Raw genomic sequence first — 26926 nt, 5'->3', positions numbered from 1 at the left:
CGGCCGTTCTCTCGAACCGGTCATGCGCACGAGGAGACGGAACCTTGCAGACCCCGAACCACTTGGTCGCCGCAGCCACCCCCGCGACCGCACGGGCCGCCGGCCGCGGCCCGCGCCACACGCCGCGGTCCGCGGCGCTGCTCTCCGCCGCCGTGCTGCTGATCGGACCCGCCGCGACGGCCTGCGGATCGGACACGGACACGGACTCCGGCTCCGGCCCCGCCGTCGCCGGCGGCACCCTGCGGTACGCCGTCGAGACCGAGCCCGCCTGCATCGACCCGCAGGTGAGCCCGCTGGACGTGGCCGCCCTGATCGACCGCAACATCTTCGACTCGCTGGTCGAGCTGGCCCCGGACGGCACCATCAAGCCCTGGCTGGCCGAGCGCTGGGAGATCTCGGACGACCGCACGGCGTACACCTTCCACCTCAGAACCGGAGTCACCTTCCACGACGGCACGGTGCTGGACGCCGCCGCCGTGAAGGCCACCCTCGACCACGCCGTCGACCCGAAGACCAAGTCGCAGTACGCCGTCGGCCTGCTCGGCCCGTACGCGGGGGCGGACGTCGTCGACCCGTCGACCGTGCGGGTGCGGCTGTCCCGCCCGTACACGCCGATCCTCCAGGCGCTCAGCACCGCCTACCTGGGCATCCAGTCCCCGGAGTCGCTCAAGCGGGACAACACCGAGGTGTGCGCCGCCCCGGTCGGCTCGGGCCCGTTCAGCTTCGCGGGCTGGACGAAGAAGCAGAAGATCGACCTCACCAGGAACGACAAGTACGCCTGGGGGCCGTCCTCGGCGAAGCACTCCGGCGCGGCCTACCTGGACGCCATCAGCATCCAGTTCATCCAGGAGGACTCCGTCCGCATCGGCTCGCTGACCAGCGGCCAGCTCGACGCCGTCGGCGGGATCTCGCCCTCCCGGGTCGCCGCGCTGAAGTCCAACGGCAAGCTCCAGTACCTCAAGGCCGAGGCGCCCGGCGGCGTCTACGCCGTGCACCTCAACAGCAACCGCGGGCCGCTCGCCGACCAGCGGGTGCGCACCGCCCTGCAGCGCTCGGTCAACCTCGACCAGCTCGTCTCCACCGTCTACTTCGGCCAGTACAACCGCGCCTGGAGCCCGCTCAGCCCGACCACCCTCGGCTACGCCAAGGTCCTGGAGAACACCTGGCGCTACGACCCGGACCTCGCCAACCGGCTGCTCGACGAGGCCGGCTGGACCGCGAAGGACGCGGACGGCTTCCGGGTGAAGGACGGCAAGCGGCTGACCCTCTCCTGGCCGTTCGGGGCGCAGCTGCTGCGCGAGCAGCGCGACGTCCTCGCCCAGGGCATCGCCGCCGACGCCAAGAAGGTCGGCATCGAGGTCAACCGCGAGGGCCTGGACACCGGCAGCTACACCAAGCGCGTGATGGCCGCCGACGCCGACCTCTGGGACGCGAGCACCGTCCGCGCCGAGCCCGACATCCTGCGCACCCTGTTCGAGTCCGAGCAGCTGCCGGCCAAGGGCGGCATGAACGTCCTCAAGGTGAACGACCCGCAGCTCGACGAGTGGCTGCGGCACGCCGCCGGCGCCCCGCACGGGGACGCCCGCGACGCCGAGTACGTCCAGGTGCAGAAGTACGTGGTCGACCAGGCCCTGGTCATCCCCGTGTACACCCCCTCGTACCTGCTCGGGGCCGCGAAGAGCCTGCGCGGTCTGAGCTTCGAGCCCACCGGCTACCCGCTGTTCTACGACGTGTCGAAGGGCAAGGGCGCGTGACAGGCACCCTCCGGTGGCTGGCGCGCCGGCTGGCGCTGTCGGTCCTGGTGCTGCTGGGCGCCGCCACCGTCTCGTTCGGCGCCCTCCAGCTGGCGCCCGGCGACCCGGTCCAGATCGTCCTCGGGGGGACGGCCGCCACCCCGGCGGCCGTCGCCCAGGTCCGGGCCGACCTCGGCCTGGACGACCCGCTGGCCGTCCGCTACGGCGACTTCCTCGGCCACCTGGTGCGCGGCGACCTCGGCCACTCCTTCCAGCTCAACGCCGACGTCTCCGACGTGATCCTCGACCAGCTCTGGCCGACGGTGCAGCTGGCGCTGGCCGGCTTCGCGATCGCCCTGGGCCTGGCGCTGGCGCTGGCCCTGTCGACGGCGGGGCGGCGCCCGCGGCTGCGGTTCCTCTCCTCCACCCTCGAACTGGTGCTCAGCTCCAGCCCGGGCTTCTGGATCGGGGTGCTGCTGCTCACCGTCTTCTCCTTCCAGTGGCAGCTGTTCCCGGCGACCGGCGGCGACGGGCCGGACGGCCTGGTGCTCCCCGCGGTCACCCTGGCGGTCGGCATGGTCGGGCCGTTCGCCCAGGTGCTGCGCGAGGGCATGGAGAGCGTGCTGCGCGAGCCGTTCGCGCTCAGCGCGCTGGCCCGCGGCACCGACCGGTCGGCGGTGCTGACCCGGCACGCGCTGCGGCACGCGCTGATCCCCCTGGTGACGCTCTCCGGGTGGGCCGTCGGCACGCTGCTCAGCGGCGCGGTGGTGATCGAGACGGTGTTCACCCGCCAGGGGCTCGGCCGGGTGATGGCCTCGGCCATCTCCGGCCGGGACCTCCCCGTGGTGACCGGGGTGGTCGTCGTCTCGGCCGTCGCCTTCGTCCTGATCAACCTCGTCGTCGACTGGCTCTACCAGGTCGTCGACCCCCGACTGAAAGAGGCACACCTGTGACCGCTCGCATCCTCCACGCGGACCTGGTGCTCCCCGACCCCGCCGACCAGGGCATCGCCGACGGCGCGGTCCTGGTGGTCGACGGCCGGATCGAACTCGTCGGGACGTACAGCGAGGTGCACCGCCGGACCGCTCCGCAGACACCCGTGCACCACTTCCCCGGGGCGACCATCCTGCCCGGGCTGATCGACTGCCACGTCCACCTGTCGATGAGCGGCGAGGGCGACGCGGTGGCCACGCTGGACGCCTCCGACGACCGGAGCCTGCTGCTGGCGATGGCCGGGCGCGCCCAGGAGCTGCTGAACACCGGGGTCACCACGGTGCGCGACCTCGGCGACCGGGGCGGCCTCGCCTTCGCCCTGCGCGACGCGATCGCCGCCGGGCGGCTGCCCGGCCCGCGCATCCTGGCGGCCGGCGCGCCCGTCACCGTCACCGGCGGCCACTGCTGGTACCTCGGCGGCCAGGCCGACGGGGTTGACGAGATCCGGGCGGTGGTCCGGCGCAACGTGCAGAACGGCGCGGACGTCATCAAGGTGATGGCGACCGGCGGCGGCCTCACCCCGGACGGACCGGCGCCGTGGGTGGCGCAGTACACCGACGAGGAGATCCGGGCGGCCGTCGAGGAGGCGCGCCGGTTCGGGCGCCCGGTCGCCGCCCACGTGCACGGCTCGGACGGGGTCCGGATCGCCCTGGAGGCCGGGGTCGACACCCTGGAGCACTGCACCTTCATCCCCCCGCCGGGCAGCGCCCGCGGGCCGGACGACGCCGCCGCCGAGCTGATCAAGAAGATCGCCGCCGAGGGGACGTCGGTCTGTCCGACCTTCAGCGCGGTGCTCAACGAGACCATCAAGCGGATCGGCGAGAGCGGTGTGCGCCCCTGGCTCGACCTGGTCCACCACCAGCACGAGCAGGGCGTACGGCTGCTGGCCGGGACCGACGCCGGGATCCCCGGCTCGGGCTTCGGCCAGTACGTCGACGGCCTGGAGTGGTTCGCCCGGGCAGGCCTGGACAACGGCAGCATCCTGACGGCCGCGACCTCGGCGGCCGCCGACGCGCTGGGCGTCGGCCACCGCACCGGCCGGCTGCGCAACGGCCTGGAGGCCGACCTGCTGGTCGTCGACGGGGACCCGCGCACCGAGCTGGCCGCGCTGCGCCGCTCCCTGCTGGTGCTCGCCCGGGGACGGGCGTTCCGGCCCCGGGGCGAGTTCGGCGGCCTGCGATGAGCGCGCTCTCCGCCGTCCGGCCGGCCCGCGCCCGCACCGCCCCGCGCCGCCCCCGCGGGGTGGCGGTCGCCTGGGCCGTGCTGGCGCTGCTGGCGGTGGCCGTGCTCTGGCCCGGGCTGCTGGCCCATCAGGCCCCGGACGCGGTCAACCCGCTGGAGGCACTGGAGGGCCCGAGCGGCCGGCACCTGCTCGGCACCGACCAGCTCGGCCAGGACCTCTACAGCCGGATCGTCCACGGCGCCCGGTCCTCGCTGGCCATCGGCCTGGGCGCCACCGGCATCGCGGTCGTCGCCGGCACCCTGCTGGGCGTGCTGGCCGCCGCCGGAGGACGGGCCGTCGACGAGGCCGTGATGCGGGTGACCGACATCCTGCTGGCCTTCCCCGGGCTGCTGCTGGCGCTGCTGGTGGTGGCGATGCTCGGCCCGGGCACCGGGAACGCCGTGCTGGCGATCGGCTGCTCGCTGACCCCCGGCTTCACCCGGCTCGCCCGCGGCCAGGCCCTGGTCATCCGGGAGTCCGGCTACGTCCAGGCGGCCACCGTGCTGGGCCGCCGCCGCGGCTGGATCTACCTGCGCCATCTGCTGCCCAACGCCGTCCCGCCGCTGCTGGTGTTCGCCACCGTGGGCGTCGGCAGCGCGATCATCGCGGGCTCCTCGCTGAGCTTCCTCGGCCTCGGGCCGAAGCCGCCCACGCCCGAGTGGGGCGCGATGCTCGCGCAGAGCCGGGACCTGCTGGACGTCGCCTGGGCGCCGGCGGTCCTGCCGGGCGTGGCCGTCACCGTCACGGTGCTCACCATCAACGTCGTCGGCCGCGACCTGCGCCGCCGTTTCGAAGGGCGGAACCCCGGTGCCCGAGACTGACACCCCCGAGACCGACACCTCCGAAACGCCGATCACCCCCGAGCCGCCGATCACCCCCGAGCCGCTGATCACCGTCGAGGGGCTGCGGGTCGCCTTCCCGGCGCCCGGGGGCCCGGTCACGGCGGTCCACGACATCGGCTTCACCCTGGCCGCCGGCGAGTGCCTGGCGATCGTCGGGGAGTCGGGCTCGGGCAAGACCGTCACCGCCCGCTCGCTGCTCGGCCTGGCCGGGCCGACCGCCACGGTCACCGCGGAGCGGCTGGAGCTGGCCGGCACCGACCTGCGGACGCTGTCCGAGCGCGAGTGGCAGCGCGTCCGCGGCGGGCGCATCGGCCTGGTGCTCCAGGACGCGCTGGTCTCCCTCGACCCGCTGCGGCGGGTCGGCCACGAGGTCGCCGAGGCGCTGCGCAACCACCGGCCGGGACCGCGCCGCGCGCTCTGGGACAGCGCGGTCGCCCTGCTGGAGGACGTCGGGCTGTCCGAGGCCCCGCGCCGGGCCCGGCAGTACTCCCACCAGCTGTCCGGCGGCCAGCGCCAGCGGGCGCTGATCGCCTCGGCCCTGGCGGCCGGCCCCGAGGTGCTGATCGCCGACGAGCCGACCACCGCGCTGGACGTCACCGTGCAGGCGCGCATCCTGGACCTGCTGGCCGCCCGGAAGCGGGCCGGCACCGCGGTGCTGCTGATCAGCCACGACCTCGCGGTGGTGGCCCGGCTGGCGGACCGGGTGGCGGTGGTGCACGACGGGCGGATCGTCGAGCAGGGCCCCACCGGAGCGGTGCTGCGCTCCCCCGCCCACCCGTACACCCGGCGGCTGCTGGCGGCCGTGCCCACCGCCGGCACCCGGGGCCACCGGCTCGCCGGGCCCGCCCGGCCGGAGAACGCCGCCGCGGCCGAGGGCGGGCCCGGCCCGAAGGAGGCGGCGGGCGGCTGCCACTACGCCCCGCTCTGCCCGGTCGCGTCCGGGGAGTGCCGGGCCGAGCGGCCCGCGCCGGTCGGGGTCGGTCCCGGGCACACCGCCCGCTGCCTGCGCCTGGACGCGCCCTGGAAGCCGTCCCCGGCCGTCCACCGGGCCCCGGCCGCCGCGGCCGGCACCCCGGTCCTGGAGGCGTCCGGGCTGTTCAAGTCCTTCCGGACGACCGGCCGCGGCCGGCACACCGCCGTGCGGGACGTCTCGTTCGTCCTGCACGAGGGCGAGACCCTCGGCGTGGTCGGCGAGTCGGGCTCCGGCAAGACCACGGTCGCCCGGATCGCGATGGGCCTGCTGGAGCCGGACGCGGGCGGGGTGCGGCTGCTCGGCGAGCCCTGGTCCGGCCGCCCGGAGACGGCGCGCCGCGAGCGGCGGCGCTGGATCCAGCTCGTCCAGCAGGACCCGCTGGGCTCCTTCGACCCGCGCTGGACGGTGCGGCAGATCGTCGGGGAGGCCCTGCCGGCCCAGGACCGCCGGCGGCGCGCCGCCGAACTGCTGGACCTGGTGGGGCTGGACCCGGCCCTGCTGGAGCGCCGTCCGCTGGAGCTGTCCGGCGGCCAGCGCCAGCGGGTGGCGATCGCCCGGGCCCTGGCGCCCGGCCCCAGGATCCTGGTCTGCGACGAGCCGGTCTCGGCGCTGGACGTGTCGGTCCAGGCGCAGATCCTGGACCTCTTCGGCGACCTCCGGGAGCGCCTGGGGCTGGCCCTGCTCTTCATCTCGCACGACCTCGGCGTGGTCAACCACCTGAGCGACCGGGTGCTGGTGATGCGCGACGGCGAGGTGGTGGAGAGCGGCCCCGTCGACGAGGTCCTCCACCGGCCCGCGCACGCCTACACCCGGTCGCTACTCACCGCGCTGCCGAGGGCGGAGGACGCCTGGAACCCCCCGGCGGCCCCCGCCCCCACGACCCCCACCTCCGACGGCCCCCGGGCCGACGGCGTCCCATCCCACCCGATGAACGGAACCTCCCTTGTCTGACGCCTCCTTCAAGCTGTCCGTCCTCGACATCACCCCGGTGCCGACCGGCTCGACCCCGGTGGACGCGATCCGCAACTCCGTCGACCTGGCGCAGCACGCCGACCGCCTGGGCTACCACCGCTACTGGGTCGCCGAGCACCACAACACCACCGGGGAGGCCAGCTCCGCCCCCGCCGTGCTGGTCGGGCAGATCGCGGCCGCCACCCGCTCGATCCGGGTCGGGGCCGGCGGGGTCATGCTGCCCAACCACTCCTCGCTGGTGGTCGCCGAGCAGTTCGGCGTCCTGGAGGCCCTGCACCCGGGCCGGATCGACCTCGGCATCGGCCGCGCCCCGGTCGACCCGCTCACCGCGCAGGCCCTGGAGCGCCCCGTCGGCGCGCAGAACGGCTCGCTGTTCCCGCGCCAGCTCTCCGACCTGCTCGGCTACTTCAGCGCCGAGAGCGGCGCCGAGCCGGTCACCGCGGTGCCCGCCTCGGCGGCCAACCACCCGCCGCTGTGGATCCTCGGCAGCAGCCCGTCCAGCGCCCAGCTCGCCGCCGCCCTCGGCCTGCCGTACGCGTTCGCCAACCACCTCAACGGCGACGCCTGCATCCCCTCGATGGAGCTGTACCGCCAGCAGTTCAAGCCCTCCGCCGTGCTGGAGCGCCCGTACGCGATCGTCACCGCCATGATGGTGGCCGCCGACACCGACGCCGAGGCCGAGCGGCTGTGGGGCACCCTCGGGCTGGCCGCGATCAAGATGCGCAAGGGCTACCTCGGCCCCTACTCCAGCCCGGAGGAGGCCGCCGCGTACCCGTACACCCCGCTGGAGCGCGAGTTCCTCGCCTCCCGGCTGGCCCGCCACCTGGTCGGCGGCCCGGAGGCGGTCCGCCGCAAGACCGAGGACTTCGTGGCCCGCACCGGCGCCGACGAGCTGATGGCGTTCAGCCTGGTCCACGACCACACCGCCCGGGTGCGCTCGCACGCGGTGCTCGCCGAGGCCTTCGGCCTCGCGGGGGCCGCCCGGCCCGCCCTCTCGCACGCGGGCTGACCAGCCCGATCCCGGCCGGGCGCAGCAGCGGATGCTAAGCCCGGCTTTAGCGCCGGGGCCGAATCTGGTGGGGGGAGCGGGCGACGGCATTCGATGCCCTCGTGCCAACGCCCGCTCTCCCCTTCGGCCAGGCCACGACGCTCGGGAGAGGAACGGACAGTGAACGTCATCGGGGAAACGGCGGTGCCGAGGTGACGGGCACCCACGTCCCGCGGCAGCGGCGGCACACGCTGTACTTCCTGGAGGAGATCCGCCCCTTCTCCCCGGTCTTCCTCGACACCGAGGTGGACATGGCCCGGGTCCTGGAGCACCGCGCGGAGCGGACCGGGCGGCGCCACTCGGTGATCGGCTACGTGCTGCACACCGCCGCCCGGGTGCTGGTGCGCCATCCGCAGGCGAACGTCGCGGTGCGCGGCGGCGTGCTGCCGAAGGTCGCGCCGAGCCCCGGGGCGCATGCCAAGATCGCCCTGGACAAGACCTGGGGCGGCCAGCGCGTGGTGCTCTCCGCGGTGCTGCCGGACCTCGACCGGGCGGACCTCGACGAGATCCAGGACAGGCTGGAGCACTACCGGGACTCCGACCCCGAGCAGCTGCCCCAGTACGCCGGCCTGCCGCTGCTGCACAAGCTGCCCCGCCCGATCGCGCAGACCGCCTTCCGCCGGGTGGTGCGCCCGCTGGCCGGCCGGGCCCAGCGGATGGGCACCTTCTCGGTGACCTCGCTCGGCCACCGGGCGGTGGACGGCTTCCACTCGGTGGGCGGCACCCCGGTGACCCTCGGCGTGGGCCGGATCACCGACCGCCCGGTGGTGCGCGACGGCGCCCTGGCGATCGCGCCGACCATGCGGCTGAGCCTCGCCTTCGACCACCGGATCCTCGACGGCGCCGAGGCGGCCGACATCCTGACCGAGGTCAAGGAGGGCCTGGAGTCCTTCGGGGCCGCGGAACCCGCCGGGGCCCCGGTGCCCGCCGACGCCCTGGTGCCCGCCGAGGCCCGTTCCGGGGGTGCCGGGTGAACGACGTCACCGAGCTCAAGCAGTTCGTCGTGGTGCACGCCAAGGCCCAGAACATCCCCGCCGAGCGCTACGAGCGGGTGCTGGAGCGGATCACCTCCGACGGGGACGGCCCCGGCTCCTGGGTGCACGAGTGGTCCCGCGACGGCGACGAGCTGGAGCTGGCGGGCAGGCTGCCCGAGGCGATCCGCAGCCACGCGATGGCCCGCTTCCCCTACGTCGACGGACCGGCCCGCCAACGCGCCCTGGACCGCTGCGTCGAGCTGTTCGAGCGCTGGCGGCGCACGCAGAGCGGCATCGAGCGGATCGACGTGGACCTGCCCGGCGGCCGGGTCGGCTGCTGGGCCGCCGGCCTGTCCGCCACCGAGCCCCGCCCGCTGCTGCTGGTGAGCGGGGGGATCGTCAGCATCAAGGAGCAGTGGGCGCCGCTGCTGGCCCTGGCCGACCGGCTGGGCATGGCGATGGTGGTCACCGAGATGCCCGGCGCCGGCGAGAACACCGTGCGCTACGACTCCGAGAGCTGGCGGATCCTGCCCGCGCTGCTGGACGCCCTCGCGGACCGCGCCCGGGTCGAGGAGACCTACGCGGTGGCGCTGAGCTTCAGCGGCCACCTGGCGCTGCGCGCGGCCGGCAGCGACCCGCGGCTGCGCGGGCTGGTGCTGGCGGGCGCGCCGGTGCACGACTTCTTCACGGACGCCGCCTGGCAGCGCGCGCTGCCCCGGGTGACCGTCGACACCCTCGCCCATCTCACCGGCGTGCCGGTCGAGGACCTCGGCACCGAACTGGCGGGCTGGGCGCTGAAGGACGAGGAGCTCGCCGCGCTGGACGTCCCGGTGGCGTGCACGGTGAGCCTGCGCGACGAGATCATCCCGGCCGGCGACGTCGAGCGGCTGCGGGCCGGGCTGCGCTCGCTGCGGCTGCACACCTACGACGACGTCCACGCCTCGCCCCGGTACGTCGGCGAGACCCGGCTGTGGAACGTGCGGTCGGTGCTGCGGATGCGGGGAGGCTACGGGGTGCCGCACGCACTCCTCGACGTCCTGCTGTTCCTGCTGGGCGCCCGCCGGCGGATCCTCGGCCCGCCCCGCTGAGGCCGACCGGCCCCGGCCGCCGCTCCGGGCCGCTCAGAGCCGTCCCACGCCGCTCCTGGCCGCTCCGGGCCGCCCCACGAACCGTCAGAGAAACCAGAGGAGTTCAACCATGAGTCGTACGGTCGTCATCGCCGGCGGGGGCCCCACCGGCCTGATGCTGGCCTGTGAGCTGCGCCTGGCCGGGGTGGAGGTCGTCGTCCTCGACAAGCTCCCCGAGGCGCCGCAGTGGTCGCGGGCCCAGACGTTCCAGGCCCGGTCGCTGGAGAGCTTCCGGCAGCGCGGGCTCGACTGGTTCGACGACTACGGCCAGGCCCGCACCTACAACTTCGGCCTGCTGGAGCTGAAGGACATCATCGCCCCGGAGCTGGTCGCCAAGCGCGTCCCGCAGCGGGACGTCGAGCAGCGCCTGGAGGAGCACGCGCTCAAGCTCGGCGCGGACGTGCGCCGGGTGCACGAGGTGGTCGGCCTGGTCCAGGACGAGGACGGGGTCACCGTCGAGGTGCGCGGCCCCTCGGAGGAGTACCGGCTGCGGGGCGCCTACCTGGTGGGCGCCGACGGCGGTTCCAGCACCGTGCGCAAGCTCGCCGGCATCGGGTTCCCCGGCACCTCCTCCAGCGTCAACGGGATCACCGGGGACGTCCAGCTGATCGACCCGGAGCAGTACGTCTATGGGCCGCAGCTCACCCAGGGCGGCGTGTACGCGCAGATCCCGATGGAGCCGGGGGTGCACCGGCTCACCACGATGGAGTTCGGCGTCGTCCCGCCGGACCGCGACCTGCCCCTCACCACCGAGGAGTTCGCCGAGGCGGTGCGGCGGGTGATGGGCATCGAGGTGCGGTTCGGCGAGCGGCACCTGCTGTCCCGGTTCGGCAGCGCGACCCGCCTGGCGGAGCGCTACCGGGCGGGCCGGGTGTTCCTGGCCGGGGACGCCGCGCACATCCACCTGCCGTTCGGCGGGCAGGGGCTGAACACCGGCGTGCAGGACGCCATCAACCTGGGCTGGAAGCTCGCGGCGGCCGTCCAGGGCTGGGCCCCGCCCGGCCTGCTGGACTCGTACCACGAGGAGCGGCACCCGGTCGGCGCCCGGCTGACCCTCAACACCCAGGCGCAGGAGGCCCTGCTGCACCCGCTGAACGAGGTGCAGCCGCTGCGCGAGCTCTTCACCGACCTCCTGCAGTTCGAGGAGGTCCGCGACTACCTGGTGGACGTGCTGACGGCGCTCGGCATCCGCTACCCGGTGCCGGGTGCCGAGGAGGCGGGTGGGCCGGCCCACCCGCTGCTCGGCCGCCGGGTGCCGCTGGTGGACCTGGAGACCCCGGACGGCCCGTCGAACGTCGCGCTGACCCTGCACACCGCGCGCGGCGTGGTCCTGGACACCTCCGGCCGGGGTCTGGCGGCCGCGGCCGCGGCGCCGTGGGCGGAGCGGGTCGACGTGGTGGAGGCCCGGCCGGCCGAGGGACTGCCCGAGGGCGTGCTGCTGGTGCGGCCCGACGGCTACGCGGCCTTCGTGGACCCGGAGGGCACGGACGGCCCCGGCCTGCGCGAGGCGCTCGGGCACTGGTTCGGCGAGGGCCGTCCGGTCTCCGGGGTCAGGGCCTGATCAGCGGCATCAGCACATCGTCGACCAGGGAGACGACGTACGCGTCGGGGATCGGCACACCGTCGGTGACGACCCGCCCGATGAGCATCGAGGGGCCGAGGCCCACGATCATCGGGGTGACCGCCTCGGCCCGTACGCCCCCCTGGTCGACGCCGCGCTCCAGCGCCTGCAGCAGCATCTCCCGGCAGGGCTGGATGACGCAGTCGCGCACCGTGCGGGCGCAGCCGCCCTCGACATCGGCCGCCGCCTCCGGCAAAACGGCGCCGTGGGCCGAGTTGAGGGCGGTCTGCATACAGCGCAGCAGCATCAGGACGTCGTCCCGGACGTTGCCCTCGGCGGGCAGCTCGCCGGGGATCGGCAGTACGTTGCGCAGCGCGTCGAGGACCAGCGTCTCCTTGCTCGACCAGCGCCGGTAGAGGCCCGCCTTGCCGGTGCGGGCGCGGTTGGCGACACCGTCCATGGAGAGCTTGCCGTAGCCGACGTTCCGCAGCTCCTCGAAGACCGCGTCGAAGATCGCCTTCTCCAGCACCGCGCCCCGGCGGCGGGTCTCGACGGCCCCGGACTCCTTTGCCGCGCCCGGCCGTTGGACGTTGCTGCCAACTACTGCGCCCATTACTCCTCCTGAATCGGGGTCAGCCGGGGACTCCCATTGCGGCGCCCACCCGGCACCCCTATAGTGAACCTCATTGTTCCTTATCTGGTCCATCGATGTCCCCTGACATCATCACTCCGTGGAGACACCCATGTCGACCTCGTCGACCTCCCCAGCCACGACCTCCGGAACCCCATCCACCGCGAGCGTCGGCGAGGCCAAGCGCGGCGGGACGATCGCCCTCCTGGTCATCCTGGCCTGCCAGCTGATGGTGATCGTCGACGCGACGATCGTGAACGTGGCCCTGCCGTCGCTGCAGAAGAGCCTGCACTTCTCGAACACCAACCTGGCGTGGGTCATCAACGCCTACACCCTCGCCTTCGGCGGTCTGCTGCTGCTCGGCGGCCGCGCCGGCGACATCCTCGGACGCCGCCGGGTGTTCATCGCCGGCATCGCGGTCTTCACCGCCGCCTCGCTGGGCGCCGGCCTCGCCAACAACGAGACCGTGCTGATCATCGCCCGCGCCGTGCAGGGCGTCGGCGCCGCGATCGCCGCCCCCAGCACGCTGGCCCTGATCGTCACCAACTTCCAGGACGCCGCGCGCACCAAGGCCATCAGCATCTACTCCACCGTCTCCGGCGCGGGCGCGGCGATCGGCCTGATCCTCGGCGGCGTGCTGACCGACTGGGTGTCCTGGCGCTGGGTGTTCTTCGTCAACATCCCGGTGGGCCTGGCGATCATCGTGCTCGCCCCGCGCTACATCAAGGAGCCCCCGCGCAACGCCGGCCGCTTCGACCTGCCCGGCGCCGTCACCGCCACCGGCGGCCTGGTCTCGCTGGTCTACGCCTTCATCCGGGTCTCCTCCAACGGCTGGAGCGACGGCACCGCGCTCGCCTGCTTCGCCGCCGCGGTCGTCCTGCTGACCGCCTTCATCCTGATCGAGCTGCGCACCGAGCAGTCGCTGCTGCCGCTGAAGCTGCTCAACGTCCGCAACCGGACCGCGGGTTACGGCAACATGCTGCTGCTCTCCGCCGCCATGTTCGGCATGTTCTACTTCCTCACCCTGTTCCTCCAGGACGTCCTGGACTTCAGCCCGCTGCAGACCGGCTTCGCCTTCCTGCCGCTGGCGCTGGGCCTCTTCTCGACCGCCCGCTTCGTCCCGAAGCTGCTGCCGAAGTTCGGCCCCAAGCCGCTCATGCTGACCGGCAACCTGATGATCACCGCCGGCATCGTCTGGAGCTTCCAGATCGACGAGGGCAGCACCTACCTGGCCGGCCTGTTCGGTCCGCTGCTGCTCTTCGGCATCGGCGCCGGCCTGAGCTTCGTCCCGCTGAACGTCACCATCCTGGCCGGCGTCCCGCCGCAGGACTCGGGCGCCGCCGCGGGCCTGCTCCAGTCGATGCAGCAGATCGGCGGCGCGCTCGGCATCGCCATCCTGATCACCGTCTTCGGCGACGCGACCCGCCAGGCCGCCAAGGACGCCGGCGCGGAGGTCGTGGCCAAGGCCGACCACATCCTCTCCGAGGGCATCTCCAGCGCCCTCGCCATCGGCACCGTGTTCAGCGCGGCCGCCGCGCTGGTCACCCTGCTGGTCATCCGGACCCCCAAGCCCGCGGCCGCCCCACTCGCCTCCGTCAAGAGCTGACGAGACGTCACCCACGCACCGCCGCAACCGAAGCAGGCCGAGCCTTCCCCTTCCCCGGGGGGAGGGCTCGGCCACCTCCGGTTGCGGCGGTCCCTGCTTAAGGGGTCATTAAGCCCTCGCGACCAGGATCGTCACGACCGTAGAAGCCTGTGTCGAATCGAGGAACCCAGCATGAGCCAGCCGGTCCTGATCGCGGGAGGCGGCCCCACCGGCCTGCTGCTCGCCGCCGAATTGGCGCTCGCCGGCGTCGAGGCGATCGTCCTGGAGAAGAGCACCGAACGCGTCGAGGCGTCCGCCGGCATGGCCCTGCACGGCCGCTCCCTGGAGCTCCTCGCGCAGCGCGGCGTCCGCGACCGGATCCCCGACGGCGACATCTTCACCTGGCCCCGCACCCCCTTCGCCTTCATCTGGCTCGACGTCGACGCGGTCGACCCGCGCGAGCACACCTTCGCCCACCCCCAGTGGCGCACCGAGCAGCTGCTGGAGGAGCGCGCCCGCGAGCTCGGCGCCGACATCCGCCGCGGCCACGAGGTCATCGGCTTCACCCAGGACGCCGACGGCGTGCGGGTGCGGGTCAGGACCCCGCAGGGCGAGCAGGAGCTCGCCGGCTCCTACCTGGTCGGCGCCGACGGCCCGGCCAGCACCGTGCGGGAGCTCGCCGGCATCCCGTTCTCCGGGGACGGCAAGACCTACCGCGGTGTGCTGGGCGACGTCGAGCTGGCCTCCGACTCCCACGAGGCCTTCAGCGGCGGCCTGACCGAGGAGGGCGTCTTCGGCGCCCTGCCGCTGCGGCCCGGCGTGCTGCGCCTGATGACCATCGAGTTCGGCGCCGAACCGCCCGCCGACGACGTCCCGGTCACCGAGGACGAGCTGCGCGAGGCCGTCGAGCGGGTCACCGGCAAGGCCCCCGACATCCGCCGCACCGACTTCCTGGCCCGCTTCGGCGGCCGCACCCGGCTCGCCGACCGCTACCGCGACGGCCGGGTGCTGCTGGCCGGCGACGCCGCCCACGTGCTCTTCATCTCCGGCACCCAGGGGCTGAACACCGGCCTCCACGACGCCGCCAACCTCGGCTGGAAGCTCGCCGCCGAGATCAACGGCTGGGCCCCCGCCGGGCTGCTCGACAGCTACGAGGCCGAGCGCCGCCCGGTCGGCGAGCGGGTCGCCCGGCACGCCCGCGCCCAGATGGCGCTGATGCACCCGCTGCACCGCGCCGCCCCGCTGCGCACCATGTTCGAGGAGATCGCCGGGATCACCGCGGTCAACGAGCACCTGCTGAAGCTGCCGACCGCCACCGGGTACGCGCTGCCGCGCCCCGAGGGCGAGGAGCGCACCGCGCACCCGCTGCTCGGCCGGCCCGTGCCCGACGCCGCGCTGACCGGCGCCGGCCACGCCTCCCTCGCCGAGCCGCTGCGCGGCGGCCGCGGGGTCCTGCTGGACCTCTCGGGCGGCGCCGCGGACCTGGCGGCGGCCGCCGGCTGGACCGCCCGGGTCGACGTGGTCGCCGCCGAGGCGGCCGAGGGCATCGACGCCCCGGCCCTGCTGATCCGCCCCGACGGCCACGTCGCCTGGGTGGACACCCCCGAGGGCGACCCGGCGGGCCTGCGCCACGCCCTGGCCCTCTGGTTCGGCGCGGGCGCCTGACGCACCCCTGCCGGGGCGCCGGCGGGCGCCCCGGCAGGGCCGCTTTAGGCCTCGGAAAGGTGACCGTTAGCCGGTGCGCCGAGCCTGGTCGGGACACCCTGCCGGCCGCCCGGGCGGCGAGACACCCCCTGAAGGAGTTCGACAATGACGGTCGTCGACGGCACCGGCGGACCCGCCGTGCAGGCACCCGCCACCCCGGAGGAGCGGGCCCGCCACTGGAGCCTGTACCAGCCGTGGCTGCAGGACCCGGTCGAGTACTGGGACGAGCTGCGCGAGCTCGGCCCCGTCATCCGCTCCGAGGAGGGCGGCGGGTTCTGGATCCTGACCCGCTACGAGGACATCGAGTGGGCCGCCCGCAACCCGGAGATCTTCTCCAGCGCCGAGCTGGTCATCCCGCACCGCCAGCTGTTCCCCGAGAAGCAGATCCCCATCCAGCTCGACGGCGAAGAGCACCGCCAGTGGCGCCGGACGCTGTCCAACCTGTTCGACCCCCGGGTGGTGAACCACTTCACCCCGCAGCTGCGCCAGGCCGCCGCCGAGGCCGTCGAGCCGCTGGTCGCCGAGGGCCGCACCGAGTTCATCCGGGACTTCGCCACCGTCCTGCCGGCCGAGGCGTTCCTGATCAACTTCGGGATCGGCCGCGAGCACCTCCAGCCGCTGCTCGACCACAAGCACTGGCTGCGCCACGTGGGCATCCCCAACGCCCGCAACGACGAGGACCTCCGCAAGGCCAACCAGCCGCTGTGGCAGTTCTTCAGCGACGCCGTCGACCGCCGCCGCGAGGAGGGCACCGAGGGCCGCGAGGACGTCATCAGCAAGCTGCTGGAGGCCGAGTACGACGGCCGCCGGCCCACCCAGGACGAAATGGTCAACGCCCTGTTCGTGTCCATGCTCGCCAGCCTGGACACCACCACCTCGGCGCTCGGCCTGATCTTCCTCTACCTGGCCGAGCACCCCGAGGTGCAGGACGTCATCCGCACCGACCCCGAGCGCATCCCCACCATCGTCGAGGAGCTGCTGCGCCACTCCCCGGTCTCCTCGACCGGCCGGCTGGTCACCCAGGACGTCGAGCGCCACGGCGTGACCCTGCGCAAGGGCGACCGGGTGCTGCTCTCCTGGGGCCTGTCCGGCCTCGACCCGCAGGTCTTCAAGTGCCCGCACCAGGTCGACTTCGAGCGCGAGTCCACCCGCCAGCTGGCCTTCGGCATCGGGCCGCACCGCTGCCTCGGCATGCACGTCGCGCGGCGCATCCTGCAGATCGCCCTGGAGGAGTGGCACACCCGCATCCCGAGCTACCGCCTCACCCCGGGCAGCACCCCGGTGCACCACTACTCGCCGGCCCGCGGCGTCCACAACCTCGACCTCACGTTCGGCTGAGCCCCCCCGGCCACCCCGACGTTCCGGAACGGAGCCACCAGATGAGGATCAGCGTCGACCGCGAGCGCTGCCAGGGGCACTCGATGTGCATCGTCCTGGCGCCCGACGTGTACAGCGTCACCGACGAGGGCTACAACGAGCAGGGCGACTTCGAGGTCGCCCCCGGGCAGGAGGACCGGGCCAGGCGCGGCGCCGGCGCCTGTCCCGAGCGCGCCATCACCCTGGCCGGCTGAGGCCGTGACCGTGGAACGGCGGTGGGGCGCCCCCGATCGGGGGCGCCCCACCGCCGTTCCGTCGTCCGCCGCCGTTCCGCCGCACGCCGCGGGACCGGCCCCCGCCCCGGGGGCCGGTCCGGGCGGCTGGTCAGCTGGCGCGCAACAGGTCCAGCCGGCCGTCGTCCAGCAGGATGGAGCGCTGCAGGTCGCGCAGCACCCGGCCGGGCTCGATGCCCAGCTCGTCGTTGAGGGTCTCCCGGGCGTTGGCGTAGGCCCGCAGCGCGTCGCTCTGCCGCTCCGAGCGGTACAGCGCCAGCATCAGCTGCCGGTGGAAGGCCTCGCGCAGCGGGTGCTCCGCCGTCAGGCTGTAGAGCTCGCTGACGAGTTCGCGGTGGCGGCCGAGCGCGAGGTCCGCGTCCATCCGCATCTCGATGCACTCCAGCCGGGCCTCCTCCGCCCAGGCGGCGAAGGAGTTGACGATCGGGCCGAGCCGCAGCTCGCTGAGCACCGGGCTGCGCCACAGCGCCAGCGCCCCGTCCAGCACGGCCGAGGCCTCCTCGTAGCGGTCGCGCTTCATGGCCGCCCGGCCCTGGGTCATCAGCTGCTGGAACTCGTGGACGTCCAGCGTGTCGTGGCCGAGGCTCAGCAGGTAGCCGGGCGAGCGGGTGGCGATCGGGTTCACCGCCCGGCCGGGCCGGTCGAGGAACTTGCGCAGCTGCGAGATGTAGACGTGCAGCGCGGCGGTCGCCCGCCGCGGCGGACTCTCCCCCCAGAGCTCGGCGGTGAACTGGGAGACCGTCACCACCTGCCCCGCGCGGATCAGCAGGACCGCCAGCAGCGTCTCCATCTTCCGCGCGCTGACGACGGAGACGGCCTCGCCGTCGCACACCCGCAGACCACCCATGATTTCGTACCGCATCGAAGACTCCCCGTTCTCCGTCGTACAAACTGAACTCGTCCCCCGTGCGCGCTCAGCGCGACAGGGTCTGGAACTGCCCGTCGTGGTACAGCAGCGGACGGCCGTCCTCGCGGTACTCGGTGTGCTTCGGCTCGGCGATCACCAGGGTGTGGTCGCCGGTCGACACCCGGTCGACCACCTCGCACACCAGGAGGGCCAGCACGTCGTCGAGCACCGGGACGCCGTACGGTCCCGGCCGCCACGCGGTGGGCGCCGCGAAGCGGTCGATCCCGCTCCGGGCGAAGGTGGCGGCCAGCTCCTGCTGCTCCTCGGTGAGCAGGTGCACCGCCACGTGCCCCGCCACCGCGAAGGCCGGCCAGGACGAGGCGGTACAGCTGAGTCCGAAGGAGAGCAGCGGTGGATCCGCGGACAGGGACACCACCGAGGTCGCCGTGAACCCGGCCGGGCTCTCACCACTGCTGGTGACCACGGCGACCCCGCTGGCGTGGTGACGGAAGACGCGGCGGAAGACATCACCGCTCACAGGTGCAGACATCATCGTTTCCCCCGATTTCGCACGGCATGGGCTGCAGACGCAACGAGCCCTGCCGTTTCCGGCAGGGCTTCGTCGCCTCTGGTTCCAGCTTCGCGTAGTTGAGGTGTTCGAACATCTGCGAAACTACTTACATACGTATGTGATTCGGGTAACGCCTCCTGATCTGCGGGAACGTCAGGCGGCGCCGAGTTCCTCCCGTAGGTACGCGACCAGCTCGGCCGGGGTGGGGTACTCCATGACCACCACCGGGGGCAGCTCCAGCGCCGTGGCCTCGCAGAGCCGGTTGCGCAGTTCGAGTGCGGTGAACGAGGAGAAGCCGCTGTCGACGAAGGTCAGGTCGACGTCCAGCGCGGCCGGGTCGCCGTGCCCCAGCACCTCCGCGGACAGACCGCGCACCAGCTCCGCCAGCACCTCCTCCTGGGCGGCCTGGTCCAGCCCGGCCAGCCGCTCCCGCAGGCCCCCGGCGCCGCCGCCGGGCGTCCCGCCGGCCGGGGCCGCCGCCTTCAGCAGCTCCTCGGCCTCCGGCAGCGCCCGCAGCACCGGGTCGAGGCCCGGCACCGGCAGCGCGCCCCAGTCGAGGTCCAGCACCACCTGAACGGCCGTCCCGCCCCGGGGGTCGATCCGGGCCAGCACCGGCTCGGGGGCCGTCACCCGCAGCCCCGCCGGGGCCTCGTCCTCCTCGCCCGGCCACGGACCCCTGACCACCGAGGTCGCGGGCAGCCCGGCGGCCCGGCGCCGCAGCACCAGCGCCTCCGCGTACGCCGCGCCGGCCGCCTCACCCGCGGTGCCCGGCTCACCGAGCAGGCCGACCGTCCCCGCGAAGAGCAGGAAGACCTCCAGGTCCAGCCCCGCCGTCGCCTCCTCCAGGGCGCGCAGCCCGGCCACCGAGCGGCTGAGCCGGGCCAGCCGGCCCTTGCGGTTGCCCGGATCGGCCTCGCGCCGCCCGCCGCCCGCGTACACCACCGCCGTGACCGGGAGGTCCTGCGGCGCCCCGGCCAGCAGCGCGGTCAGCGCGCCCGGCTCGGAGAAGTCGCCCGCACCGACCGTCACCCGGACCTCCGCCGCGGCCAGCTCCGCCAGCAGCGCCGGTCCCGGGTCGGCCGTCAGCAGCAGGCCGCGGGCGCCCAGGCCCGCCAGCCGGCGGACCACCGGCGCCGGCTGCTCGCCGACCACCAGCACGGTGCCGCGCGGACGCCAGGCCTCCCCGTCGGCCCCGTCCGGCCCCGGCGCCCGGACCAGCCGCCGGGCGAAGGTACCGTCCGGGCGGACCGCCAGCTGGTCCTCCTCGCCGGCGCCGCCGGCCAGGATCCGGGCGAGCCTGCGCTCCCCCGCCCCGTCCGGCACCCCGGCCACGTCGATCTGGCCGCCCGCGCGCAGGTGCGGCTCCGCGTACGCCGACACCAGCGCACCGCGCACCAGCGCCTGCTCCGGGTCCGGCGCCTCGCCCGCCACCGACACCGCGCCCGAGGTCACCGACCACAGCGGCACGTCGAGCGCCATCTCGGTCATCCGGTGCTCCAGCATCAGCGCGGTCAGCACCCCGCCCGGCAGGGTCGCCTCCCACGGGTGCGCCGCGGTGTCGAGGGCGAGCAGCGACAGCACGCCCGCGATCCGCGCGCCCGCCCGCTCGATCGCGGACGCCAGCCTCTCGCGCATCACGTCGGGCTGGTCGTCGGCCCGGCCCAGCACCACCCGCACCACCGTGCCGCCGCCGGCGGCCAGCACCCGCTCCGCCGCCGACGCCCACGGGTGGTCGGCGTCGGACTCCGGCAGGACGAACAGCCAGTCGCCCGCGGGCTGCGGCGACCCGCTCTCGGGGACCGGCTGCCAGCCCGCCCGGTAGCTCCAGCCGGCGCTGCGCCGCCGCTCGGAGAGCGCCGGCAGCAGTCGGTCGAGCGCGTCCCGGCCCGCCGCGTCCAGCCCCAGCGCCACCGCGAGGCCCTCGGCGTCGCCGCCGTCGACCAGGTTCCAGAAGCCCTCGTCCTGCGCCGCCGCGGACTCCTCCCCCGGCCGGGGCGCCTCCAGCCAGTAGCGCCGGCGCTGGAACGCGTACGTGGGCAGCTCGGCGCTCAGGTCGCGCCCGGTCCGCGGCGCCCCGGCCCGCCAGTCCACCGCGCCGCCGCGCGCCCAGACCTGGGCCAGGGCGCCCTGCACGGCGGCCGGCTCCGGGCGGTCGCCGCGCAGCAGCGGCGCCAGCAGCGCCGGCTCGGCCGCCAGGCCCTCCCCGGCCATCGCGGTCAGCACCGCGTCCGGCCCCAGCTCCAGGAAGGCCCGCACGCCCTGCGCCTCCAGGAAGCGGACGCCGTCCAGGAAGCGCACGGTGCCGCGGATCTGCCGCGCCCAGTAGTCCGGCGAGCGCAGCTGCTCCGACGTGGCCGCGACCCCGGTGACGTTGGAGACCACCGGGACGGCCGGCTCGTGGAACTCCAGCCCCGCGACGGCCGCGCGGAACTCGTCCAGGATCCCGTCCATGTGCGCCGAGTGGAAGGCGTGGCTGACCTTCAGCCGCTTGGTGCGGTGCCCCGAGGCCCGCCACGCGCCGGCCACCTCGGCCACCGCCGCGGCGTCACCGGAGATCACCGTCGCCCGCGGGCCGTTGACCGCGGCGACGGCCACCGCCTCGCCGCGGCCGGCCAGCAGGGCCAGGGTCTCCTCCTCGGAGGCCTGCAGCGCCACCATCGATCCGTCGCCGCGGGCCGACTGCATCAGCCGTCCGCGCGCCGCCACCAGCACGGCCGCGTCGTCCAGCGACAGCACCCCGGCGACGTGCGCCGCCACCACCTCGCCGACCGAGTGGCCGAGCAGGAAGTCCGGTGTCACACCCCGGTGCTCCAGCAGCCGGTACAGGGCCGTCTCGACCGCGAACAGCGCGGCCTGGGTGTAGTCGGTGCGGTCCAGCAGCGCCGCCTCGGGCGAGCGCGGCGCGGCGAACAGCACCTCCAGCAGCGGACGCTCCAGATGCCGGTCCAGCCGCTCCGCGACCTCCTCCAGCGCCCGGGCGAACACCGGTTCCTCCGCGTGGAGTTGACGCCCCATGCCGAGCCGCTGACTGCCCTGCCCGGTGAACAGGAAGGCCGTCGCGCCGTCCGGGCGGCCGTGGCCGCGCCCGGTGACGACGCCGGGGCCCGAGCCGTCCCGGGCCAGCGCCCGCAGCCCGCTCAGCCGCTGGGCGCGGTCCCCCGCGACGACCACCGCGCGGTGGTCGAACCCGGCCCGGCCCGCCAGCGCCCGGGCGACCTCGGCCGCGGTCACGTCCTCCCGCTCGGCGGTGAACTCCGCCAGCCGCTCGGCCTGCTCGCGCAGGGCCGCCTCGGTACGGGCCGAGAGCGGCCAGGCCGGGGCCGGGGCCGCCGGGACCGGCTCCGCGTCCGCCACCGGGGCGGGGGCGGGTGCCTCCTCGATGATCACATGGGCGTTGGTGCCGCTGATCCCGAACGAGGACACGCCCGCCCGGCGCGGCCGGCCCCCGTCCTCCCAGGGGCGCGGCTCGGTCAGCAGCTCCACCGCGCCGGCCGCCCAGTCCACCTGCGCGGAGGGCGCGTCGATGTGCAGGCTCTTCGGCAGCGTCCGGTGGCGCAGCGCCATCACCATCTTGATGACGCCCGCCGCGCCGGCCGCGGCCTGGCTGTGGCCGATGTTCGACTTGATCGACCCCAGTCGCAGCGGACGGTCCGCCGGCCGGCCCTGCCCGTACGTGGCCAGCAGCGCCTGCGCCTCGATCGGGTCGCCCAGCGTCGTCCCGGTGCCGTGCGCCTCGACCGCGTCCACCTCGGCGGCCTCCAGGCCCGCGTCGGCGAGCGCCTGGCGGATCACCCGGACCTGCGAGGGCCCGTTCGGCGCGGTCAGGCCGTTGGAGGCGCCGTCCTGGTTGACCGCGCTGCCGCGGATCACCGCGAGCACCGGGTGCCCGTTGCGCTGCGCGTCCGACAGCCGCTCCAGCAGGAGCAGGCCCGCCCCCTCCGAGAAGCCGGTGCCGTCCGCCGCGTCCGCGAAGGAGCGGCACCGGCCGTCCGGGGAGAGCCCGCGCTGACGGCTGAACTCCACGAAGAGCCCCGGCGTGGACATCACCGCCACCCCGCCCGCCAGCGCCAGGTCCGACTCGCCCTCCCGCAGCGAGCGGCTCGCCAGGTGCATCGCCACCAGCGACGAGGAGCAGGCCGTGTCCACGCTCACCGCCGGCCCCTCCAGGCCGAAGGTGTAGGAGACCCGCCCGGAGGCGACGCTGCCGGCGCTGCCGTTGCCGAGGAACGCCTCGTACTCCTCCGGGGCCCGCTCGAAGCGCCCCGCGTAGTCGCTGTACATGACGCCCGCGAAGACACCCGTCCGGCTGCCCCGCAGGGTCGCCGGGTCCACCCCGGCCCGCTCGAACGCCTCCCAGGCGGTCTCCAGCAGCAGCCGCTGCTGCGGGTCGGTCGCGATCGCCTCCCGCGGGCTGATCCCGAAGAAGGCCGGGTCGAACTCGCCCGCGTCGTGCAGGAACCCGCCCTGCCGGGTGTACGAGGTGCCGGCCCGCTCCGGGTCCGCGTCGTACAGCGCCTCCAGGTCCCAGCCGCGGTCCACCGGGAAGCCCGCCACCGCGTCGATGCCCTCGTCGACCAGCCGCCAGAGCTCCTCCGGGGAGCGGACCCCGCCCGGGAAGCGGCAGGCCATGCCGATGATCGCGATCGGCTCCTGCCGACCGGACTCCAGCTCGACCAGCCGCTGACGGGTCTTCTGCAGATCGGCCGTCACCCACTTGAGGTAGTCGACGAGCTTCTCTTCCTTGCTGTCTGCCATCGTGCAACGCCCTCCGGGCAACGTCCTACGGGTCTGCGTCCTACGGGTCTGCGGCCAACCGGTCTGCGTCCTACGGGTCTGCGGCCAACGGGTCCGCCTCCACCGGGCCTGCCGGACACGGGCCCGCGTCCTGCGGGCCCGTGTCCCGGTCCGATCAGCCGCCGGACCGTCCGAGCTGGGTGTCGATGAAGGCGAAGATCTCGTCGGTCGAGGCGTCCTGGAGCCGGTCCCCGGCCTCGTCCCCCTCGGCCCCGGTCCGACCCGGTGCCTCGTTCCACTTCAGCAGGACGTTCTGAAGCCGCGCTGTAATCGCCCCGCGCAGCCCCGCCTCCGACGGCACCGCCGCCAGGCTCGCCTCCAGCCGCTCCAGCTCCGCCATCGCCGCCGACACCGCCACCTCGGCCGGATCCGCCGGCTCCGGGGCGATCGAGTCCCGGACGAACGCGGCGAGCGCCACCGGGGTCGGGTAGTCGAACACCAGCGTCGCCGGCAGCCGCAGCCCGGTGGCCGCGTTCAACCGGTTGCGCAGCTCGACGGCCGTCAGCGAGTCGAAGCCGAGCTCCTTGAACGCCCGCTCGGCGTCGACGCCGTCCGCGTCCGCGTGCCCCAGCACGGCGGCCACCAGGCCCCGCACCAGGTCCAGCACCAGCGCGGTCTGCCCCGCCGCGTCCAGCTCCGCCAGACCCGCGAGCCCCGCGGCCCCGGACGGCGCCGCACCCCGGCGGCGCGCCCGCACCAGCCCGCCCAGCAGCGCGGGCAGCGATCCCCCGGCGGCCCGGGCGTGCAGGGCCGGCAGGCTCAGCTCCACCGCCACCAGCGCCGGCCGCTCCCCCGCCACCGCCCGGTCCAGCGACCGGTCGAACAGCTCCAGCCCCAGCTCGGCCGAGAGCGGCAGCAGACCGCCGCGCTCCACCCGGGCCAGGTTCGCGGCGTCCAGGTGGCCCGTCATCCCGCTGTCCTGCGCCCACAGGCCCCACGCCACGGAGGTCGCGGCCAGCCCGCGGGCCCGGCGGTGCTGGGCCAGCGCGTCGAGGAAGGCGTTGGCCGCCGCGTAGTTCGCCTGCCCGGCGCTGCCGCTCACCCCCGCGAAGGAGGAGAACAGCACGAAGGCGGCGAGGTCCAGGCCGTCCGTCAGCTCGTGCAGGTGCTGCGCCGCGTCGGCCTTGGGACGCCACACGGTCTCGAAGCGCTCCGGGGTGAGCGCGTCGAACACCCCGTCGTCCAGCACACCCGCCGCGTGCACCACGGCGGTCAGCGGGTGCTCGGCCGGCACGGACGCCAGGATCCCGGCCAGCACGTCGCGGTCGGCGACGTCGCCCGCGACCAGCTCCACCGAGGCGCCCAGGGCGGTGAGGTCCGCCAGCAGCCCCTCGGCGCCCGCGGCCGTCCGCCCGCTCCGGCTGACCAGCAGCAGCCGGCCGACGCCGTGCCGCTCCACCAGGTGCCGGGCGACCAGGGCGCCCAGCGTCCCGGTCGCGCCCGTCACCAGCACGGTGCCCTCGGGGTCGAGCCCGGCCCCCGCGGCGGCCGCCGGCGTGCTCTGCTGCGGCAGCACGGCCGCCAGCCGCGGCACGTACACCAGGCCCTCCCGCAGCGCGAGCTGCGGCTCGCCGACCGCCAGGGCCGCCGGGACGGCCTCCCGACTCTCCGGGCAGCCGTCCACGTCGAGCAGCACGATCCGGTCCGGGTGCTCGGACTGCACCGAGCGCAGCATGCCCCACAGCGGCGCGTGCGCGAGGTCCGGCACGTCCTCCGCCGCGCCGGCGGCGACCGCCCCGCGCGTCACCACGACCAGCCGCGAGCCGGTCAGCGCCCGCTCCGCCAGCCACTCCTGCACCAGGGCCAGCAGCTCGTACGCCGCCGCGCGGGCGCCGTCGTAGCCGGACTCCCGCTTCTCCGACGTCCGGGTGAGGAACACCGTGTCCGGGGCCGGGGCACCGGCGGCCAGGGCCGCCCGCAGCTCGGCGAGACCCGCGAAGGACGGGGCCGCGCCCAGGGCCTCGGTCAGGGCGAGGGGGTCCTCCCCCAGGACCGCCCGGAGCCCGGACACCGCGTCCCCGTCGGTCCGGGCGGGCACCCAGTCCACCGCGTACAGCGGACGGGCGCCCGGGTTCAGCGCGGCCAACTGGTCCGGGGTGATCTCCCGGACGGTGAGGGTGTCGACGCTGACGACGGGGGTGCCGGCCGGGTCGGTGGCGGCGAGGGTGTAGGTCGTGTCACCGGTGGCGCGCCAGTGCGCGCGCAGGGTGGTCACCCCGCTGGTGTGCAGGGTGACGCCGCTCCAGGCGAAGGGGAGCACGACCCGGTTCTCCTGCTGGTCGTCGAGGAGGAGGGTGTGGAGGGTGGCATCGAGCAGGGCCGGGTGGAGGCCGAAGCCGGTGGTGCCGGTGTCCTCCTGGGGGAGGGTGATCTCCGCGAAGAGGTCGCCGTCGGTGTGGCGCCAGGCGGTGCGGAGGCCCTGGAAGAGCGGGCCGTACTCGTACCCGCGGTCGGCGAGGCGGTCGTAGAGGCCGTCGAGGTCGATGCGCTCGGCACCGGCCGGCGGCCACACGGTGATGGCTGTGACGGGCTCGGTGACCTCGGTGGTCAGACGGCCGCCGGCGTGGTGGGTCCAGACGCCTTCGCCGTTCTCGGGGCGGGAGTGGACGGCGAGGGTGAAGCCGTCGTTGTGGTCGGGGGTGAGGGTGATCTGGAGGTGGACTCCTTCGTTCTCGGTGATGGCGAGGGGGGCGTGGAGGGTGAGGTCTTCGAGGTGTCCGGCGCCGAGGTGGTCACCGGCCGCGATGGCGAGGTCCACGAACGCCGTGCCCGGGAGGAGGACACTGCCGAGGACGGCGTGCTCGGCCAGCCAGGGATGCGTGGCGTGGGAGAGGCGTCCGGTGAACACGGCGCCGCCTTCACCGGCGAGGTCGACGGCGGCCGCGAGCAGGGCGTGCGAGGTGATGCTCTGCCCCAGGCCCGACGCGTCCCCCACGAGGGCGGGTGCCTCCAGCCAGTAGCGCTCACGCTGGAAGGCGTAGGTCGGCAGGTCGACGATGCGGCCCGCGGAGAGGGCGGGGACCTGGTTCCAGGCGACCGGAGCACCGGCCACCCACGCCTGGGCGAGGGAGTCGACCAGACGCGACCAGCCGCCGTCCTGACGCCGCAGCGTCCCGATCACCGTCGCACGCTCGCCCGACGCCTCCACGCTCTCCTGGACGCCGACGACCAGGACGGGGTGCGCACTCGACTCCACGAACAGCCGGAAACCGTCCGCCAGCAGCAGCCGCGTGACCTCCTCGAAACGCACCGTCTGCCGCAGATTGCGATACCAGTACCCGGCATCCAGCAGCGCGGTGTCGATCCGCTCACCGGTCACCGTCGAGTAGAACGCCACCTCCCCCGAACGCGGCACCACCGGCCCCAGCAGCTCGGCGAGCTCCTCCTCGATCAACTCCACCTGCGCCGAGTGCGAGGCGTAGTCCACCGGGATCCGGCGCACCCGCACCCCGTCCGCCTCCGCCGCCGAGAAGAACGCGTCCAACGCGCCCACCTCACCCGCGACCACGGTCGACGCCGCACCGTTCACAGCCGCCACACTCACACCGGACACATCGGCCAGGCGCTCACGCACCACCTCCGCACCCAGCGCAACCGACACCATCCCGCCCGTGCCGGCCAGCCGCGTCAACGCCCGCGACCGCAACGCCACCACCCGCGCACCATCCGCCAACGACAGACCACCCGCCACACACGCAGCCGCGATCTCCCCCTGCGAATGACCCACCACCGCATCCGG

Annotated in this window: 17 protein-coding genes and 1 pseudogene; 13 read left to right on the top strand and 5 right to left on the bottom strand. The window is 74.7% G+C overall.

Annotated elements, in window-relative coordinates:
- The first annotated feature begins 44 nt into the window (after window positions 1-44).
- The 9 genes from ACFVFS_RS30585 to ACFVFS_RS30545 all read left to right on the top strand — a co-directional run bounded on the left by ACFVFS_RS30585 (window position 45) and on the right by ACFVFS_RS30545 (window position 11445).
- Entirely contained in the window at window positions 45-1754 is a 1710-nt protein-coding gene (locus tag ACFVFS_RS30585) for an ABC transporter substrate-binding protein (protein WP_380628069.1), read from the top strand.
- On the top strand, window positions 1751-2686 hold the full coding sequence (locus ACFVFS_RS30580) for an ABC transporter permease (protein WP_380628068.1): 936 nt from the start codon (window positions 1751-1753) through the stop codon (window positions 2684-2686). The genes ACFVFS_RS30585 and ACFVFS_RS30580 overlap by 4 nt, the downstream gene beginning before the upstream one ends.
- On the top strand, window positions 2683-3909 hold the full coding sequence (locus ACFVFS_RS30575) for an amidohydrolase family protein (RefSeq protein ID WP_380628067.1): 1227 nt from the start codon (window positions 2683-2685) through the stop codon (window positions 3907-3909). Before ACFVFS_RS30580 ends, ACFVFS_RS30575 begins: the two co-directional genes overlap by 4 nt.
- Window positions 3906-4769 (top strand): ABC transporter permease, encoded by an 864-nt coding sequence (locus tag ACFVFS_RS30570; protein WP_380628066.1) that lies wholly within the window; start codon window positions 3906-3908, stop codon window positions 4767-4769. The genes ACFVFS_RS30575 and ACFVFS_RS30570 overlap by 4 nt, the downstream gene beginning before the upstream one ends.
- Before the next feature lie 49 nt (window positions 4770-4818).
- The gene (locus ACFVFS_RS30565; RefSeq protein ID WP_380628088.1) at window positions 4819-6714 is read left to right on the top strand and encodes a dipeptide ABC transporter ATP-binding protein; all 1896 of its coding nucleotides are present in this window, start codon (window positions 4819-4821) and stop codon (window positions 6712-6714) included.
- Entirely contained in the window at window positions 6707-7744 is a 1038-nt protein-coding gene (locus tag ACFVFS_RS30560; protein WP_380628065.1) for an LLM class flavin-dependent oxidoreductase, read from the top strand. The genes ACFVFS_RS30565 and ACFVFS_RS30560 overlap by 8 nt, the downstream gene beginning before the upstream one ends.
- A gap of 191 nt (window positions 7745-7935) precedes the next feature.
- On the top strand, window positions 7936-8757 hold the full coding sequence (locus ACFVFS_RS30555; RefSeq protein WP_380628064.1) for a 2-oxo acid dehydrogenase subunit E2: 822 nt from the start codon (window positions 7936-7938) through the stop codon (window positions 8755-8757).
- Entirely contained in the window at window positions 8754-9845 is a 1092-nt protein-coding gene (locus tag ACFVFS_RS30550; protein ID WP_380628063.1) for an alpha/beta hydrolase, read from the top strand. Before ACFVFS_RS30555 ends, ACFVFS_RS30550 begins: the two co-directional genes overlap by 4 nt.
- Window positions 9846-9954: 109 nt before the next feature.
- On the top strand, window positions 9955-11445 hold the full coding sequence (locus ACFVFS_RS30545) for an FAD-dependent monooxygenase (RefSeq protein ID WP_380628062.1): 1491 nt from the start codon (window positions 9955-9957) through the stop codon (window positions 11443-11445).
- Here the strand turns inward: ACFVFS_RS30545 and ACFVFS_RS30540 are convergent.
- Window positions 11435-12058, bottom strand: coding sequence for a TetR/AcrR family transcriptional regulator (locus ACFVFS_RS30540; RefSeq protein WP_380628061.1), 624 nt, complete (start codon window positions 12056-12058; stop codon window positions 11435-11437). The two genes, ACFVFS_RS30545 and ACFVFS_RS30540, sit on opposite strands and share 11 nt — an antisense overlap.
- A 130-nt stretch (window positions 12059-12188) precedes the next feature.
- Between ACFVFS_RS30540 and ACFVFS_RS30535 the strand changes: the two genes are divergently transcribed.
- The 4 genes from ACFVFS_RS30535 (at window position 12189) to ACFVFS_RS30520 (ending at window position 16936) form a co-directional block, all read left to right on the top strand.
- Window positions 12189-13682, top strand: coding sequence for an MFS transporter (locus ACFVFS_RS30535; protein ID WP_380628060.1), 1494 nt, complete (start codon window positions 12189-12191; stop codon window positions 13680-13682).
- A 171-nt stretch (window positions 13683-13853) separates the two neighbouring features.
- Window positions 13854-15326 carry an FAD-dependent monooxygenase gene (locus ACFVFS_RS30530; RefSeq protein WP_380628059.1) on the top strand — a complete coding sequence of 491 codons (1473 nt, stop codon included), beginning with the start codon at window positions 13854-13856 and terminating at the stop codon, window positions 15324-15326.
- A 144-nt stretch (window positions 15327-15470) separates the two neighbouring features.
- A complete protein-coding gene (locus tag ACFVFS_RS30525) occupies window positions 15471-16703 on the top strand; it encodes a cytochrome P450 (protein WP_380628058.1) in 1233 nt (410 codons plus the stop codon).
- 41 nt (window positions 16704-16744) lie between these two features.
- The gene (locus ACFVFS_RS30520; RefSeq protein WP_380628057.1) at window positions 16745-16936 is read left to right on the top strand and encodes a ferredoxin; all 192 of its coding nucleotides are present in this window, start codon (window positions 16745-16747) and stop codon (window positions 16934-16936) included.
- A 130-nt stretch (window positions 16937-17066) separates the two neighbouring features.
- Here ACFVFS_RS30520 and ACFVFS_RS30515 read toward each other — a convergent pair whose 3' ends face one another.
- The 4 genes and pseudogenes from ACFVFS_RS30515 to ACFVFS_RS30500 all read right to left on the bottom strand — a co-directional run bounded on the left by ACFVFS_RS30515 (window position 17067) and on the right by ACFVFS_RS30500 (window position 26914).
- Window positions 17067-17837: a BTAD domain-containing putative transcriptional regulator gene (locus ACFVFS_RS30515; RefSeq protein WP_380628056.1), complete on the bottom strand. Its 771-nt coding sequence runs from the start codon at window positions 17835-17837 to the stop codon at window positions 17067-17069.
- Between the two features lie 52 nt (window positions 17838-17889).
- A complete protein-coding gene (locus ACFVFS_RS30510) occupies window positions 17890-18372 on the bottom strand; it encodes a flavin reductase family protein (RefSeq protein ID WP_380628055.1) in 483 nt (160 codons plus the stop codon).
- A gap of 174 nt (window positions 18373-18546) precedes the next feature.
- A pseudogene (locus ACFVFS_RS30505) lies at window positions 18547-23145 on the bottom strand (type I polyketide synthase); the annotation flags it as partial.
- 157 nt (window positions 23146-23302) lie between these two features.
- Window positions 23303-26914 carry an SDR family NAD(P)-dependent oxidoreductase gene (locus tag ACFVFS_RS30500; RefSeq protein WP_380628054.1) on the bottom strand — a complete coding sequence of 1204 codons (3612 nt, stop codon included), beginning with the start codon at window positions 26912-26914 and terminating at the stop codon, window positions 23303-23305.
- Window positions 26915-26926 lie beyond the last annotated feature (12 nt).

Source organism: Kitasatospora sp. NPDC057692, from assembly GCF_042799475.1.
Lineage (GTDB): Bacteria > Actinomycetota > Actinomycetes > Streptomycetales > Streptomycetaceae > Kitasatospora.
The sequence above is the reverse complement of the archived record's forward strand: the minus strand, read 5'-3'. Positions and strand labels throughout refer to the sequence as shown.

What these genes read in the sequence shown, in the direction of transcription:
- ACFVFS_RS30570 (WP_380628066.1), top strand. Translation starts at nt 3,906, where the DNA reads ATGAGCGCGCTCTCCGCCGTCCGGCCGGCCCGCGCCCGCACCGCCCCG.
- ACFVFS_RS30545 (WP_380628062.1), top strand. Translation starts at nt 9,955, where the DNA reads ATGAGTCGTACGGTCGTCATCGCCGGCGGGGGCCCCACCGGCCTGATG.
- ACFVFS_RS30540 (WP_380628061.1), bottom strand. Translation starts at nt 12,058, where the DNA reads ATGGGCGCAGTAGTTGGCAGCAACGTCCAACGGCCGGGCGCGGCAAAG.
- ACFVFS_RS30535 (WP_380628060.1), top strand. Translation starts at nt 12,189, where the DNA reads ATGTCGACCTCGTCGACCTCCCCAGCCACGACCTCCGGAACCCCATCC.
- ACFVFS_RS30530 (WP_380628059.1), top strand. Translation starts at nt 13,854, where the DNA reads ATGAGCCAGCCGGTCCTGATCGCGGGAGGCGGCCCCACCGGCCTGCTG.
- ACFVFS_RS30525 (WP_380628058.1), top strand. Translation starts at nt 15,471, where the DNA reads ATGACGGTCGTCGACGGCACCGGCGGACCCGCCGTGCAGGCACCCGCC.
- ACFVFS_RS30520 (WP_380628057.1), top strand. Translation starts at nt 16,745, where the DNA reads ATGAGGATCAGCGTCGACCGCGAGCGCTGCCAGGGGCACTCGATGTGC.
- ACFVFS_RS30515 (WP_380628056.1), bottom strand. Translation starts at nt 17,837, where the DNA reads ATGCGGTACGAAATCATGGGTGGTCTGCGGGTGTGCGACGGCGAGGCC.
- ACFVFS_RS30510 (WP_380628055.1), bottom strand. Translation starts at nt 18,372, where the DNA reads ATGTCTGCACCTGTGAGCGGTGATGTCTTCCGCCGCGTCTTCCGTCAC.